The following is a 15,566-nucleotide window of genomic DNA, read 5'->3' as shown; positions in this document are numbered from 1 at the left end:
CTCTAATTAATTGAATTTAGGAATAACATTGGCTTTTTGAATATTGCCGAAAACTAACACTTGTGGTTGTCCATCAACAACTAAAGTCAGCATATCATTTTCAATTTTCTCTAGCTTACCTTGCCATTTACGGCGATCCAACATAGGAATACGTAAATGCACAGAAATATCCTGCCCGATATAGCGTTCAAATTGTTCCAATCTAAATAATGGTCTATCTAAGCCTGGTGAAGAAACCTCCAAATTATATTTATCTGCAATCGGATCTTCTACATCTAGCACCGCACTTACTTGACGACTCACATCAGCACAATCATCAATAGTTACTCCACCCTCTTTGTCAATATATAAACGTACTGTTAAAAAACGTCCTGCACGTTGACATTCAATTCCCCAGAGTTCGCAACCTAAATCCTCTACGGAAGATTGTAATAATTCTTGTAATTTCTCTTCTAATGTTGCCACTATTTTCTCCTATAAAATGATTAGCAAGATAAATTTGAGCATTTTTTCTACATTTCATAATACACAGATGTAAAAAAAGGGCTATCAGCCCGTTTACTAAATCTCAAGTTTACTCGCACAAAAAAACCCCAAAATTCATTGTGGGGTTCTTTACAAAAACACCTATGTAAAGTGGTTGCGGGGGCTGGATTTGAACCAACGACCTTCGGGTTATGAGCCCGACGAGCTACCAAGCTGCTCCACCCCGCGTCCGAGATATGCGCCATATTATATACAGCATAAAAAAAATAGCAAGCCAAAATTCTTAATTTATTGTTGGTTGCTGATGTTATAAGCAAGTTAATTAAAATCGAATACCTGTACCCAATCCAACACCGATGCCTACACCACTACTCCCTCCACCAGCATTGAAACCAGCACCAACAGAGCAAGCGGTTAGTAAAATAATACTCAAAATAGCAAAAATTTTTTTCATCATGTTTCCTTTGTTTTTAAAACAGCCTCAAATAAGCGATAAATAGCAATTAAATCCATTTTTGCAATAGGCTTGAAAAGGCGAAGAATATAATATAGCGCACGACACTTGTAAACAAAATCCACAGTTCTTTGCCAAGTATCCGTTTCACAATGTGTACGATAATGAGAAATGGTTAATGCAATTTGCTCATCTGAAATATCTGCAGTACGCCCTAAACTATGAATAAACACTAATCCATCACGCACTTTATGCCAACCTATATCACGGCTTGCTGACATACATTCAAAATCAACAAATGCCACTTTGCCCTCTTGCCAAATCATATCTCTCAAAGCTGGACGTCCATGAGCAATATTTTGTTTATGTAAATCTGTCAAAGCTTTTGCACAATCTAACAAGACCTGATTTCTTCGTTCTATAGATAAATTTTCATTTTCAACCAAATGATTGGCACTTACTCCCATATTTTCAGTAACAAAAAAATTATCTCCAAATAAAATCAGCTTAGGTACAGGTGCTGATTTTGTATTGAGCTCCTGCAAACGAGTGATTTCTCGTTTTAAGGTTTCTTCGGGGTTTGATTTTAGCAAACGCCAAATAAAAGAAAGTTTTTCAGTTTGCTTTAGCCAGTAACGTTTTCCCTCATATTCAAAAGAGAAAATCCGAACATCACTTTTTTCTTGCAACAACTGTTCAACATAGTTTGATAAAGACATAATTAGTCACGTTTCAAATAAAGGGGTGCGAATATTACCATAGATTGAAAATAATAAAAAATTATCTCAATACAAGCTTAATTATGTACAATTAAGCGCATTTCTCACAAAAAATTTACCGCACTTTTATTAACTACGATACAAAGGAGCAATATGAAACCACAAATTAATATTTTATTTGTCTGTCTGGGTAATATCTGCCGTTCCCCAATGGCTGAATATATTATGCGTGAAAAAATTCGCTTAGCGCATTTAGATAATCAAATTTTTACTGATAGTGCTGGGACTTCTGGTTGGCATGATGGTGAAGATATGCATCAAGGTACTGCGAAAATGCTCCGCAAATACAACATTGACAATACAGGATTTATCAGTCGGAAAATTCATAAAAATGACTGGCAACAGTTTGATTATCTGATCGCTATGGATAATAACAATTTACATGACCTAGAAAAATTCTTTACAAAAGCACCGCACAAATTATTTCAAATAACAACACTGTGCGATGACTTGGATTATGATCATATTCCAGATCCTTGGTACACAGGCGATTTTCAACAAACCTATCAATTGCTCGATAAATGTTGCGATGCCTTGCTCAAAAGAATTAGACAAGAACATCATATTTAAATAAAAAATCTGCGCTTTAATCAGTAAGCTATAATGCCCACCGTTAAAACGCAGATTCTCTTGTAATTTACTTAAAAAATTGACTTTCTTGATAGAGTTATTGAATTAATAAATAAAAACGACTGTTATCACGCACAATATTCAATGCAATAGCAGAAGGTTTTTTACCTAAAATTTTACGCAACTCAGACAAGTTCTCTACTTTATGACGATTAACGCCAATAATAATATCCCCTTTTTCTAAACCATATTGAGCAGCTAAAGATCTTGATTTAATGTCTGTAATCTCAACACCTTTCGTACCCTTTTGATTGTAATTACTTAACTCTGCACCTTCTAATACAGAAATATTTCCCACCGCTGAAGCTGTTGATTCATCATCAGATTGCAATGTTACTTTCGCCTCTTTCGATTTGCCATCACGCAAGTAGGTTAATTTGATTTCTTTGCCCGCACCAGTTGTCGCAATTTTAGCGCGTAGTTCTGCGAAACTTGCAAGTTTTTGGCCATTAATCGCAGTAATCACATCGCCAGCCTGAATACCAGCTTTTTCTGCTGCTGAGTTAGGTAATACTTCGCTAACAAATGCCCCTTGTTGTACATCAACATTAAAGGCTTTTGCCAAATCAGCATTGAGTTCTCCACCTTTAATACCAAGTAATCCTCGGCGCACTTCGCCAAATTCAATAATTTGTTTCACTAAGCTATTCGCCATATTACTTGGAATAGCAAATGCAATTCCTGCGTTTCCACCACTTGGTGAAATAATAGCGGTGTTAATTCCAATCAGTTCGCCATTTAAATTCACTAATGGCCCACCAGAATTACCTCTATTTACTGCGGCATCCGTTTGAATGTAGTTTTCATAAGAACTACTATCAGATCCTGTTGAACGTCCTAAGGCAGAAACAATCCCTGAAGTTGCTGTTTGTCCCAAGCCAAAAGGATTACCAATTGCTACGGTAAAATCCCCTACTCTCAATTTATCAGAGTCTGCCATCTTAACTGCGGTCAGATTTTTCGGATTTTCTAGCTGGATCAAAGCAATATCTGACATTTCATCTTTGCCAACAACTTTTGCTTTAAATTCACGCCCATCTTCTAATTTAACGGTAATTTTATCCGCTTGATCAATCACGTGATTATTCGTTAATGCATAACCTTTCTCAGCATCAATAATCACTCCAGAACCGATGCCACGGAAATTACGAGGTGAACGACTACCAAATCCTTCAAAACCACCAAAACTATCCCCAAAGAAACGACGGAATTCTTCTGGGATTTCATTATTGAAAGAAGAGGTACTTTTTTGCTTTCCTTCCACCGCAATAGAAACTACTGCTGGTAAAACTTTTTGTAACATTGGAGCTAAACTTGGAAGAGGTTGCCCATCAACAGTCATCGGCAAACTTGCTTGAACATTAATTGATGTAGTGAGAACACTCAATCCTAAAGCAATACCAGTTAAAACAAAGTTAGATTTTTTCACTTTTTTCTCCATTTAAATCAAAATAAATATTGCTGGTTTAAGACAGAAAAAATCAAAAAAAGTTTTAGAAATATGAGAGGGAATAAAGAAATGGTAGAAAAATAGGCACTTTTACGTGCCTATTTGGATTTATTTTTCTGCTTTCAGAATACCTGATGAACCTTCAGAATAATCTCTTGGTTGACCATCTTCGCTGTTTACAGGTGTGGAAACAGTTTCAGCTGCGAGTAAATTAGGTGTAAATAATTCTTTTTGTGCTAATTCAGGCAATAATGCGGTTGATGAATTAGCTAAATGCACATAAAGTTTTTGATAATCTTGTGCAATATTTTTTAATAATTCCGCACTTTCCGCAAAGTGTTGTTCTAATTGTTGTTTTTGATTATTAAGTTGAGTTTTAACCTGCTCTAACTCCGCTTCCGTTTTAATTTGTTTTTTCACTGAACCTTTAGTCAAGCGTAACAATAAATAACCAATAACCACGCCCACACATAAACCAATCAATCCACTTTGCCACATCTCAGGTGTCCAATTTTGCATAAAAAATACTCCTTAAAAATAAATAACAATCCTGTATTATAACCATTAGAAAAAATTTTTCTTTGCACTGGATCACAGTATCAAACAGCAAATAAAATATTCTTTAATTTTTAACATTAATACTTCGTTTTTGTGATATGTTATGCGGCATTTCTGTGATTGGGTTGTGTAAAACCCATTTAGCTAAACTTGAAAAGGAAACATAATGAAAAAATATCTAAAATTAACCGCACTTTTATTGGCAGGTATCAGTAATATAACTTGGGCTGATGCGGTTAATGAACTACAAATCCGCTTGAACAAAATTGATGTTTTAAGTGCGGACTATAAACAACAAGTGAGCGATGCCAAGGGGAAAGAGATCCAACAAGGTAGTGGGAAAATACAGCTCAAGCGCCCAAATTTATTTCGTATGGACAACCAAACACCACAAGAAAGTCAAATTATTGCAGATGGTAAAACCCTATGGTTCTATGATCCTTTTGTTGAACAAGCTACGGCTAATTGGGTAAAGGATGCCTTAAGTGACACACCTTTCGTCTTGCTCACCAGCAATGATCCAAGCCATTGGCAACAATATATTGTAGAACAAAAAGCAGATACTTTTATCCTCAAGCCAAAAGCGCAAAAGAGCGCTATTAAACAATTTAATATCCGTATCGAAAGTGATGGTGTATTAAAGAACTTTAGTACAGTAGAAAAAGATGGACAAAGTAATCTGTATATTTTACGCAATATTACGAATCAATCTTTAAATGATAACGTCTTTAAATTCACCTTGCCTAAAGGTGCTGAACTAGACGATCAACGTAAAAAATAATGAATTAAATTAGAGAATTGGGCGCAATAAGCGTCCATTTTTTAGCTGTTCCTATGGGGTTTTATATGTCCAATTTTTCACTTGATTTCTCTCCCTCAACATTTCAACCTTTAGCAGCAAGAGTTCGCCCACAAACCTTGGATCAATACTGTGGTCAAGAACACTTAATTGGCACAGGAAAACCTTTGCGTAAGTCCATTGAAAATGGGCACATTCACTCCATGATTTTCTGGGGACCTTCAGGAACAGGTAAAACAACGCTAGCAGAAATTATTGCCCAACACATTAATGCGCAAGTTGAGCGGATTTCGGCAGTGACGAGTGGCATAAAAGAAATTCGTGAAAGCATTGAACGAGCAAAACAAAATCGCTTAACTGGTCAACAAACTATTTTATTTGTTGATGAAGTTCATCGCTTTAATAAAAGCCAACAAGATGCTTTCCTACCTCATATTGAAGACGGCACAATCATTTTCATTGGTGCGACTACAGAAAACCCTTCTTTTGAACTCAATAGTGCATTGCTCTCTCGCGCCCGAGTTTATATTTTAAAGCCTCTCAGCAAAGCTGATATTGTGACATTGTTACAAAATGCCAGCCAAAATAAAGAACAAGGACTAGGAAAAGAGCGGTTAGTTTTTGCTGAGAATGTATTGGAAAACTTAGCAGAATATGTCAATGGCGATGCACGTTTAGCCTTAAATTGCTTGGAGCTTATGGTTGATATGGCGGAAGAAACTGAACAAGGAAAAATGATTGATCATCGCCTATTAACTGAAATATTAGGCGAGCGGCAAGCTCGTTTCGACAAACAAGGCGATAGATTTTATGATTTCATTTCCGCCCTGCATAAATCCATTCGAGGTTCTGCGCCTGATGCGGCTTTATATTGGTACGCTAGAATTATTACAGCAGGTGGCGATCCTCTCTATGTAGCCCGACGTTTATTAGCTATCGCCTCTGAAGATGTAGGCAATGCAGACCCAAGAGCAATGCAAGTAGCAATTGCGGCATGGGATTGCTTTACTCGAGTTGGTGCTGCGGAGGGGGAACGAGCTATTGCACAAGCTATTGTCTATTTAGCTGTTGCCCCTAAAAGTAATGCGGTATATGTTGCCTTTAATCAAGCGAAAAAACTGGCAAAAGAAATGCCTGATTATGATGTACCGATACATTTGCGTAATGCACCAACTCATTTAATGAAAGAATTAGGCTACGGTGCAGAATACCGCTATGCACATGATGAACCTAATGCTTATGCAGCTGGGGAAAATTATTTCCCTGTGGAACTAAAAGATACTCAATTTTATTTTCCAACAGAGCGTGGGCTAGAAATTCAGATTAAGGAAAAATTGGAACGCTTGCGTAAAATTGATGAGCAAAGTAGCCAAAAACGTTATAAATAAGAAAGTATGGGGATCAAAAGATCCCCATAAAATTAAATAAAATGAAAGATTATCTATTGGCTAAATAGCGCTCCACTGTATCCACAATTGCCTGCGTTTGCGGATCAATTTCAATATTGACCAAATCCCCAATAGCACGTTTTGCAATTAAAGTGCGGTCAATTGTTTCAGGAATTAAATTAACGCAGAATTGCTGACCTTTTACTTCTCCAATCGTCAGACTAATACCTTCAATAGCGATAAAACCTTTGGTCAACACATATTTCATTAATTCAGCTTCAGGCATCTCAAACCAAATTTGTAAGTTATTTTCTGTTTGAATACGCTCTTTAACTTCGGCAGTACAATAAACATGGCCAGATAAAACATGGCCACCAATTTCATCACCCATTTTCATTGCACGCTCAATATTGACAAAATCCCCTTCAGCTAAATTACCAAGATTGGTAATGCGCAACGTTTCTGTCATTAAATCAAAACTAATCAAATCACCATTGATTTCAGTGACCGTTAAACATACGCCATTATTTGCTACTGATGCACCAATTTCTAAATTCGCCAGTAAATCCTGTGGCATTTTCACTATCTGTGTTCTAAAATTAGCTTTCTCAACAATAGACTGAATTTGCGCTGTTCCTTGAACAATTCCTGTAAACATATAAAAGTTCTCTCTAGATAAAAAATTGTCAACATTATATCAGACTCGTTTTTTTTATGAAATTAACTCATTTTCAACAATATCATGCGGAAGCAAAAAAGTTAGTTGCCATTGCTATTCCTATTTTATTGGCACAAGTTGCGCAAAACTCCATGGGACTCGTGGATACCATCATGGCTGGACGTGTAAGTGCGGCTGATATGGCGGCAATTTCCGTAGGTGCATCAATTTGGCTCCCTTTAGTTTTATTTGGACATGGCTTATTACTTGCGCTACCTCCTACCATCTCTTATTTAAATGGTTCGGGACAACGTTCTCGCATTGCTCATCAAATACGTCAAGGACTATGGCTTGTTCTTTTCAGTAGCATTCCTCTTGATTTATTAATCTACAACAGCGACATGGTAATCCAATATATGAAAATGGATGAAAAACTCGCCAACATCACTATTGGTTACCTGCACGCAATGTTATGGGGATTACCGGGCTATTTATTATTAATTAACTTCCGTTGTTTAAGCGATGGCGTTGCAAAAACAAAGCCAGCAATGGTAATTACGTTCCTTGGTTTACTCCTTAATATTCCGCTAAATTATATTTTTATTTACGGCAAATTAGGCATACCTGCTTTTGGTGCAGTAGGCTGTGGAATTGCCACATCTATTGTGAATTGGGCAATGTGTTTAATGATGATCGGTTATAGTAAAAAAGCCAGAAATCAACGTGACTTAAAAGTCTTTGAACAAATTATCGAAATGCCTAATGGCAAAACATTAGTAAAATTGTTACGTTTAGGTTTTCCCATTGCTGTGGCAATTTGTTGTGAAGTGGCACTATTTGCCCTTGCCTCATTGTTGCTATCTCCGCTTGGAACTCAAGTGGTGGCAAGCCACCAAATTGCACTAAACACCAGTTCTTTTGTGTTTATGTTACCAATGTCTTTAGGCATGGCAGCAACTATTCTCGTGGGACAACGTTTAGGCGAAGGCGCTGTGGATAAAGCAAAACTCGTATCCTACTCTGCCCTTGGGGTCGGCTTATCTATTGCTTGCGTTACCGCACTTATTACCTTTTTCTTCCGCTACGAAATAGCCGCTATCTTTGTCAAAGATAAAGACGTAATTGCCTTAGCAAGTAGTCTGCTAATTATTGCCGCACTTTATCAATTTTCCGACACAATTCAAGTGGTTTCCGGTGGCGCACTAAGAGGATACAAAGATACTCAGGCGATTTCATACATCACCGTATTTTGCTATTGGGGTGTAGGTATGCCGCTAGGTTATTCATTATCAAGAACAGATTGGATTATTGAGAGTATTGGCGCCGCTGGATTTTGGGTATCTTTTGTCGTGAGTTTAACCATTGCAGCTACTTTATTACTTTGGCGCATGCGCAAAATTCAACAACTGCCAGCTCATGTTTTGTTAGCTAAATTGGAAAAACTTAAATAAAGTCCGATTTTTAAAATTTAACTACTTTAGAAAAAGTCTGCAAGCCAGCTGTTTTGCAAGGCTTGTAGCGCTTTTTCTAATAAATCTTGTCTAATTATCTCCGCACTTTCTCGATAATCACGAATTAAATTAGAAAATTGACGGACTTTAAGCCATTCAAAGAAGTCTGCACTTCCCTCTACATCGCGAGTTAGAAAAGATCTTTTGCTTTACGTAATTCAATAAATAGATCAAGGCTATCAGCTTGTAAAAACGGATTAATTTGTTTTTCTAATCCTAATGTGGTCGGTAAACTAGGCTTATTTTCTGCTCTCAGTTTTTTCACTTTTTCGAGCTGATTTTCCACCGCACTTTTATCCTTCGCTACAGTTAAAGCAAAAGCTAAATTGCTTAGTGTATATTCATGGGCTGGACAAATAATAGTGTCATCAGGTAAGGATTTAAATTTCTGCAAAGAACTAAACATCTGCACATAATTTCCCGTAAACACTCGTCCACAACCAGCTGAAAATAAGGCATCTCCACAAAATAAATGCCCATCAACTAAAAAACTAATATGTTGCGCTGTGTGCCCACCTGTAGCCAAAACCTCTACTTCATAGCCAGCTACAGATAATTTCCCTTCTTCAACAATTTGAGTTAATCCTTGATCAGCACATTCATCTGGCCCGTAAATTTCCACATGAGGATAAAGCTGCTTAAATTCCGCTAAGCCACCAACATGATCTTGATGATTATGGGTAATCAGCAAGGCACCAATTTCTAAGTTTTGTTGTTGTACAACTTGAGATAATCCAAGTATTTCTGGTATATCGATCACAATTACAGGCAAATTTTCTCGTTTGTACAACCAAATATAGTTATCATTAAGTGCAGGAATAGAAATGAGCATTAAAGGCCTCCACAGATCATTGAGTAAAACACAATATGAAATTCAAAGCTAAATCAGTAAAAAATTATCAACTGCCAACAAGCTGGCAGCATATTCAAAAAGGCGCCACATATTGTAGCTTAATCAATTCATTTTTTGCAGACTGGTTTCCAAAAGTGTTGGGGTATCAGTGGCTGATGATTGGTGGATTGAGTGCAGAATTGGAGCTCAATTTGCCCTTACGTCATAAAATTATTCTCATGCCAGAAATAACCCAAAATCCCGCCGCACTTTTTACCCCAAATCAAACAGAAGAAATTAGTCTAATACAAGCAGATCCATTACAACTTCCTTTTGTACAACAATCTATTAATGCTTGTGTATTAGCTAACACATTAAATTTCACGGAAAACCCTCATCAGCTACTACGAGAAATTACTAGGGTTTTAGAAGATGATGGCTATTTGTTTATCTCTCTTTTTAACCCTTACAGCCCATTGATTTTTAAACAACAATTAAACTACAAAAATCAGACCGCACTTCCTTTCCGTCAATATTTCAACTGGCGTGTTGTAGATTGGTTGGAATTATTGAATTTTGAAATCATTAAGCAAATAAATCTAGGCGAAACAAAACAGCAAGAATATTTTGCTCCTTTAACTTTAATTGTGGCACAAAAACGAACCTATCCTTTTCCTTTGCAAAGAGCAAAAAATAACATTATTCCTTATCGTCCATTTCAATTTGCAGAAGCGAATATAGAGAGCTCGACATGAAAATGATTGATATAAAAATCTAACAGGGATTTTTTACCAACCTCATAAAATCTTCAACATACTCATTAGCTGGATTTGTTAATAACTCTTGTGGTGTACCTGTTTGAATAAGTTCGCCTGCATTAAGAATCGCAATTTGTTTACCTAAATTAATTGCTTCATCAATATCATGAGTAATAAAAACAATACACTTGTTGAGCTTTTGCTGTAACTTCAAAACAAGTTCTTGTAATTTAATGCGATTGATCGGATCTAGTGCGGAAAAAGGCTCATCCATTAAAATGATATCGGTATTCGCAGCAATAGCTCTAGCAAGCCCCACTCGCTGACGCATTCCACCAGAGAGTTGATCAGGACAGCTATTTTCATAGCCAGCAAGCCCAACTTCATTTAACCAAAACTTTGCTTGTTCCAACCGCTCTTTTGAAGAGACATTTTTTACTTTTAAAGCATAAGAGACATTTTGCACGACATTCATATGAGGAAATAAGCCAAAATGTTGAAATACCATACTAATTTTTTGTTGGCGAAATTCCCTTAACCCATTTTGATCCAACGACATTACATTGGTTTCTCCTACCCAAATATCCCCACAACTTGGCTCAATCAAGCGATTAATGTGACGAATTAAGGTTGATTTTCCAGAACCCGATAAACCAATAATGCAAAAAATGCCACTCCCTTCTATCTCCAAATTGATGTTACGCAAGCCAACTTGGCAGCCTGTCTGTTGAAAAATTTCACTACTAGAAACATTCTGTTTAAGCAGTTTCAATGCCTTATCACATTGTTTTCCATAGACCTTACTGACATTTTGAAACTTAATTTGTGCCATATCTATCCTACTTAATTTCTGCCTTTACCATAAGCCTGAGTAATGCGATCAATAATAATTGCCAAGATAACAATCGCTGTCCCTGCTTCAACACCTTGTCCAATATTTAAAGTTTGAATGGCTTGTAATACATATTCTCCAAGCCCTTTTGCACCAATCATTGAAGCAACAACAACCATACCTAAAGACATCATAATAGCCTGATTGATACCTGCCATAATGCTAGGTTTTGCCTGAGGTAAAAGTACCCAAATCAGCATTTGTCTATTTGTTGTACCAAAGGAGCGAGCCGCTTCAATAATTTGTGGATTTACCTGACGGATACCCAAGGCAGTCAATCGGATAAGGGGAGCTGTGGCATAAATTACTGTGGCAAACAGTGCTGGGACTTTTCCGATACCAAATAACATCAACACTGGAATGAGATAGACAAAACTCGGCATAGTTTGAATCACATCTAAAACTGGTTGTAATAGGCGATGTAATCTAGAACTACAAGCCATTAAAATACCAAGGAGAATACCCAACAAAATAATAAAACTGGCAGAGACCATCAATAAAGCTAACGTTTGCATCAAGGGAATCCAAAGCCCCAAAGCGCCAATAAAATAGAAACCAAAACCGCAAGCAAAAGCAAACCACCATTTTCTTGTGGAATGCCAACCTAGCAAAAATACGCTAAGTAAAATAACCCAAGAAGGCAGTTGTTGTAATACCTTTTCTAAAGGAATAAGTAACCAATCTAAGATATTTTGGCTGACAAAACGGAATTTATCGCCATGCTGTTGCACCGTATTCGCTAAGGATTGATTGAGTTCTTCTGAAAAAGACCAACTTTGGAAAAAAGAGCGGTTTGAATTTTGTTCAGTTTGTAACGCCTTAGCTAAATTTTGAGAGGCACTATCTGAAAGCCATTTTTGCCATATTTCTGGAAATTGTTGCAGAAATAAACGTGCTTGTGTTTCCCCATTACGTTTATTTTCTGTCATCTCTAAGATAGCCTGATTTTTTACTTAATAAAGCAATTAAATCAGGATATTGCTCGGTAAATTCCGTCGAAACAGAGAAAGCCAAAGTAGAGCTAGGAAAACCGCTTACACAAGAGGTTGAATTTTCTCTTTGTAATAAATGTTGCCAACATTGTGGATCAAATTCGGGGAATTGGATTTCAGCAAATTTATACTTCGCCATTAAACCCGTTGGTTGCCAGTAATAAAAAAGAATCGGCTTTTTCTGTTCATAGGCAGAGGAAATTTCCGCATCTAAAGCCGCCCCTGTCCCCGGCAAAACATTATTGAACTGTTTGGCTAACCCTGTATTTTTTAACAAATTACGGTTAAATATTTCACAACTCCAACCCGTTGGGCAATTTAGAAAGCGTGCTTTTGTTGGATTTTCAGGATCTTGGAAAAGGTATGAAAAACGAGATAAATCGGCTAACTTCGTTAATTCGGGATATTTTTGCTGTAAATAATCGGGAATATACCAACCTTGTGTTGCTCCGCCTTTTAAAATATCCCCCACAATTTTGACTTTATTTTCAGATAATCCTTTTTCAATAATTGGCGAACGACCTACCCATTGTTCTGTAATAATTTGAATATCATTTTGCGTTAAAGCATTTTCTAAAGCATTCACTGCACCCGGCACTGTTTCCACATTACATTGGTAGCCATGTTGCAAAATCAACTTAACAAGTGCGGTAGAAAATTGCCCACTTTCCCAATCTAACGCACCAATTTTAATCGGAGAATTAACATTGCAAGCATAGGAAAAGGTGCTGGCAAATAAGAAAAGTAAACCAATTAAAGATTTAAAATATCCCATATTATCTCCAATAAAATTGTATTAATTCCCCAAATTTCTCTGCAACTTATTTACTTACAGGAAAAAACAAGCTCAAAGGCTGACGTTTAATAATTTGCCAAAAAGCCTGCAGGATATTATACCAACTATCAATTTCTGTTCCTCTGGAGCGTAACGCCACGAACAAGGTTAGCGAAAAACTGACGGCAAGATTGACTATTCCTATTAATAATACAAATGCCAGACTTTGTAAGAAAATTGTAGTTCCAATGGAGCCACTAATAGCGGCATAGCCTACATTTGCTGAAGAAAAGGCAATATGGCGAATATCAAGCGGTAAATTTAGCACATAGCCGATGACACCAGTTAAGCCTAACAGCATACCAAAACACATATTCCCCATAATTGAGCCGTAGTTATCATGGAAATATTCTGCAAATGCCACTCTCATTTTCTTCGGCATCATTTTCTTTAATAAAGGATGTTCAGCTAGTCGCATTCTCATATTCAAATAATTACAGCGGTTATCAAAAAATCCTGAAATGATACCAGCACAAAATAACCAAACACCAGCAATTGCAGCGAACCACAAAGTTCCACCAAAAGGATTGACCCCTTGTAATTGATAATCGACTTCCTGTGCTGATAATAAAGGTTCTGCAAAATAATATTCGTAACCAAAAGCAACCGCACTTGCGACTAAAATAGCAGTGGAAATATTGCCAAAAACTGCTGCAGTTTGAGAACGAATTACGTCAACCAAAAGTTGCGCGAGCTTTATATCCACTGCTCTACCTTGTGGATTTTTTTCTACGGCTTCGGCAAAACGAGCCGCCGTCATGGCTGGTTGTTTAGTGGCTACAGTAAAATGCAACATAAAAATTAAGGTAAAGCCTAAGCCATAATTCAGCCCTTCAAGAACACCTTTCCAGATTTTGTCTTCAACGACTGTGCCTAAGTAAATTTTGAGTAATGCCATTAAAGCAATTAAAACACCACCACCAGCCGCTGAATAAAACATCGCAAAATATTCTTTCTTCGATTGGGCAATATAATGTTCACCGTGATCACTTGCACTTTGCGTAATGCTACGAGAAAGCATACTGACACTTTGTTTCCACAAACGGCTAATACTATGTTGGTCCGCTGAAGATTTCGCAAGATCACCGATCAACATTAAAACTCTACGAGGTAAAAAACGATTTGCACCAAATACATTCATTAAGACAGAAAGGCGTTCAAGGGTTTGAGATAAACGCTCCAATAAATAAGAAACATTTAAGGAGGATCCTTGCGTTGCACCTTTCTTTTGTAGTCGTTCGATTAAAGACTGACTTTGTTCAAACATCACTTGTAAATGCGCATCATCAAAGCTTTTGCCCTCAGTATGAGCATCAATCCATAAATCCACTTCTTTTTGTAAAGCCACAAAAGGACTATCCGCACTTAATAAACTCGGATCAAGTCGCATCAAATCAGGGTCCATATCCTCTGAAGCAATCCAAATTGAAAGCATTTTAATCGCAAAAAAGCCTTCATGGCGCACATAATTATGCACCCGTTCTCTTTGTTGAGGGGTAACCTGACAATATAATAATCGAAATAATTTCTCCCATTTTTCAAGAGAAACTTCCTGTATCCATTTACTGTCATTTTTGTCTTTAAACAAGAGAAAAAATATATCACGCAAATCGCTACTATCTCTAAAAGCAGGATTAATTTTTTCGTATAAGCGATTTTTCATTTCTCGTCCAAAACCATCACGACTTAGAATACCTTGCGTAATGAAAAGTGGATACAGTCGCATTGTACAGATCCAATGACAAAGTTCAGAAGCAAAGTTTTCCGCTAATGCCTGATCTTGTTGCAAGACTTCCATAAGGTAAGAAAAATTATTCAAGACATTATCAGGATCTTGTCTGAACTTCTCACAAATATCATTCAATAGTCCAAACATATCTTGCTCTGACAGTTTTTGTGCTATCAATTCATTTAGATTATTTGATTTTAATATTGCCAAAATAGCTCCTCATTCTTTCCTAGAATAAAAATAAAAACTTGCGGATTATCGCATATAAGGCTAACAAAAATCAGTAAAAGTGCGGTACAATTTGCAAGTTTTTTCTCTTATAACTTAGGGAACCTAGCTTATGAATTATCAAAAATATATTCCTGATGAGTTTACCATGTGTCAATTTGGCAAAAAGCTCATGCAGACGATTACCCAAATTAAAAGTGAAAAAGGGATAACTGTTTATTTACAAGGGGATTTAGGCGCGGGAAAAACGACATTAAGCCGAGGTATGATCCAAGGTCTCGGTCATGCTGGCAATGTTAAAAGCCCCACTTATACCTTGGTGGAAGAATATCATCTTACGGAAAAAGATATTTATCATTTTGATCTCTATCGTCTTAGTGATCCAGAAGAATTAGAGTTTATGGGTATTCGTGATTATTTTAATGCCAGATCTATTTGCTTAATCGAATGGGCAGAAAAAGGACAAGGAATACTCCCTGAACCAGACCTCATTATTCACATTAACTATTTTGATGATGCGCGTAATATTGAGTTACAGCCAATATCAGAAAAAGGGCATCTAATCATTAAACAATTAACTTAATTAA

General features: G+C 36.8%; 17 protein-coding genes, 1 tRNA gene and 1 pseudogene. 6 read left to right on the top strand and 13 right to left on the bottom strand.

Translation table 11 applies throughout. The features are described 5' to 3' along the window. Window positions 1–6: 6 nt before the first annotated feature. The 4 genes from rimP to B0186_RS01395 form a co-directional block, all read right to left on the bottom strand. The gene (gene rimP / locus B0186_RS01405) at window positions 7–465 is read right to left on the bottom strand and encodes a ribosome maturation factor RimP (protein WP_078217599.1); all 459 of its coding nucleotides are present in this window, start codon (window positions 463–465) and stop codon (window positions 7–9) included. Window positions 466–637: 172 nt separating this feature from the next. Next, a tRNA-Met gene (locus B0186_RS01400) sits at window positions 638–714 on the bottom strand. Window positions 715–808: 94 nt separating this feature from the next. Then, window positions 809–940: a hypothetical protein gene (locus B0186_RS12120; protein WP_268875269.1), complete on the bottom strand. Its 132-nt coding sequence runs from the start codon at window positions 938–940 to the stop codon at window positions 809–811. Further along, complete coding sequence (locus B0186_RS01395; RefSeq protein ID WP_078217598.1) at window positions 940–1,659, bottom strand: BUD32 family EKC/KEOPS complex subunit; 720 nt, start codon at window positions 1,657–1,659, stop codon at window positions 940–942. Before B0186_RS01395 ends, B0186_RS12120 begins: the two co-directional genes overlap by 1 nt. Before the next feature lie 153 nt (window positions 1,660–1,812). On the opposite strand from B0186_RS01395, the gene B0186_RS01390 reads away from it, so the two are divergent. Then, entirely contained in the window at window positions 1,813–2,289 is a 477-nt protein-coding gene (locus B0186_RS01390) for a low molecular weight protein-tyrosine-phosphatase (protein ID WP_078217597.1), read from the top strand. A gap of 97 nt (window positions 2,290–2,386) precedes the next feature. On the opposite strand, the gene B0186_RS01385 is transcribed toward B0186_RS01390, so the two are convergent. Together B0186_RS01385 and B0186_RS01380 are read right to left on the bottom strand one after the other, a co-directional pair. After that, the gene (locus B0186_RS01385) at window positions 2,387–3,778 is read right to left on the bottom strand and encodes a Do family serine endopeptidase (RefSeq protein WP_078217596.1); all 1,392 of its coding nucleotides are present in this window, start codon (window positions 3,776–3,778) and stop codon (window positions 2,387–2,389) included. A gap of 129 nt (window positions 3,779–3,907) precedes the next feature. Then, window positions 3,908–4,318, bottom strand: coding sequence for a Z-ring associated ZapG family protein (locus tag B0186_RS01380; protein WP_078217595.1), 411 nt, complete (start codon window positions 4,316–4,318; stop codon window positions 3,908–3,910). 205 nt (window positions 4,319–4,523) lie between these two features. On the opposite strand from B0186_RS01380, the gene lolA reads away from it, so the two are divergent. After that, window positions 4,524–5,138, top strand: coding sequence for an outer membrane lipoprotein chaperone LolA (gene lolA / locus B0186_RS01375; protein WP_078217594.1), 615 nt, complete (start codon window positions 4,524–4,526; stop codon window positions 5,136–5,138). 65 nt (window positions 5,139–5,203) lie between these two features. Continuing rightward, window positions 5,204–6,544, top strand: coding sequence for a replication-associated recombination protein A (locus B0186_RS01370; RefSeq protein WP_078217593.1), 1,341 nt, complete (start codon window positions 5,204–5,206; stop codon window positions 6,542–6,544). Window positions 6,545–6,593: 49 nt separating this feature from the next. Here the strand turns inward: B0186_RS01370 and B0186_RS01365 are convergent, their stop codons facing one another. Beyond that, complete coding sequence (locus B0186_RS01365) at window positions 6,594–7,202, bottom strand: riboflavin synthase subunit alpha (protein WP_078217592.1); 609 nt, start codon at window positions 7,200–7,202, stop codon at window positions 6,594–6,596. A 56-nt stretch (window positions 7,203–7,258) separates the two neighbouring features. On the opposite strand from B0186_RS01365, the gene B0186_RS01360 reads away from it, so the two are divergent. After that, entirely contained in the window at window positions 7,259–8,653 is a 1,395-nt protein-coding gene (locus tag B0186_RS01360; protein WP_078217591.1) for an MATE family efflux transporter, read from the top strand. A 53-nt stretch (window positions 8,654–8,706) separates the two neighbouring features. On the opposite strand, the pseudogene B0186_RS01355 reads toward B0186_RS01360, so the two are convergent. Beyond that, window positions 8,707–8,823: pseudogene (locus tag B0186_RS01355) on the bottom strand (hypothetical protein); the annotation flags it as partial. A 20-nt stretch (window positions 8,824–8,843) separates the two neighbouring features. Further along, window positions 8,844–9,545 carry a hydroxyacylglutathione hydrolase gene (gene gloB, locus B0186_RS01350; RefSeq protein ID WP_078217590.1) on the bottom strand — a complete coding sequence of 234 codons (702 nt, stop codon included), beginning with the start codon at window positions 9,543–9,545 and terminating at the stop codon, window positions 8,844–8,846. Window positions 9,546–9,580: 35 nt separating this feature from the next. Between gloB and B0186_RS01345 the strand changes: the two genes are divergently transcribed. Further along, window positions 9,581–10,300: a class I SAM-dependent methyltransferase gene (locus B0186_RS01345; protein WP_078217589.1), complete on the top strand. Its 720-nt coding sequence runs from the start codon at window positions 9,581–9,583 to the stop codon at window positions 10,298–10,300. Window positions 10,301–10,319: 19 nt separating this feature from the next. On the opposite strand, the gene B0186_RS01340 is transcribed toward B0186_RS01345, so the two are convergent. From B0186_RS01340 to B0186_RS01330, 4 genes are read right to left on the bottom strand one after another with little or no spacing between them, the layout of a single operon-like run. Then, complete coding sequence (locus tag B0186_RS01340; protein ID WP_078217588.1) at window positions 10,320–11,135, bottom strand: betaine/proline/choline family ABC transporter ATP-binding protein; 816 nt, start codon at window positions 11,133–11,135, stop codon at window positions 10,320–10,322. A gap of 11 nt (window positions 11,136–11,146) precedes the next feature. Beyond that, window positions 11,147–12,124 (bottom strand): ABC transporter permease, encoded by a 978-nt coding sequence (locus tag B0186_RS11825; protein WP_211272413.1) that lies wholly within the window; start codon window positions 12,122–12,124, stop codon window positions 11,147–11,149. Beyond that, window positions 12,111–12,962, bottom strand: a complete 852-nt coding sequence (locus B0186_RS11820) for a glycine betaine ABC transporter substrate-binding protein (protein WP_211272412.1) — start codon at window positions 12,960–12,962, stop codon at window positions 12,111–12,113. Before B0186_RS11820 ends, B0186_RS11825 begins: the two co-directional genes overlap by 14 nt. 46 nt (window positions 12,963–13,008) lie before the next feature. Continuing rightward, window positions 13,009–14,898, bottom strand: coding sequence for a site-specific recombinase (locus B0186_RS01330; RefSeq protein WP_078217637.1), 1,890 nt, complete (start codon window positions 14,896–14,898; stop codon window positions 13,009–13,011). Between the two features lie 193 nt (window positions 14,899–15,091). Between B0186_RS01330 and tsaE the strand changes: the two genes are divergently transcribed. Then, complete coding sequence (gene tsaE, locus B0186_RS01325) at window positions 15,092–15,562, top strand: tRNA (adenosine(37)-N6)-threonylcarbamoyltransferase complex ATPase subunit type 1 TsaE (protein ID WP_078217587.1); 471 nt, start codon at window positions 15,092–15,094, stop codon at window positions 15,560–15,562. The last annotated feature ends 4 nt before the right edge of the window (window positions 15,563–15,566 follow it).

The organism is Canicola haemoglobinophilus, from assembly GCF_002015075.1.
GTDB lineage: Bacteria > Pseudomonadota > Gammaproteobacteria > Enterobacterales > Pasteurellaceae > Canicola > Canicola haemoglobinophilus.
This window is presented reverse-complemented; position numbering and strand designations above follow the sequence as displayed.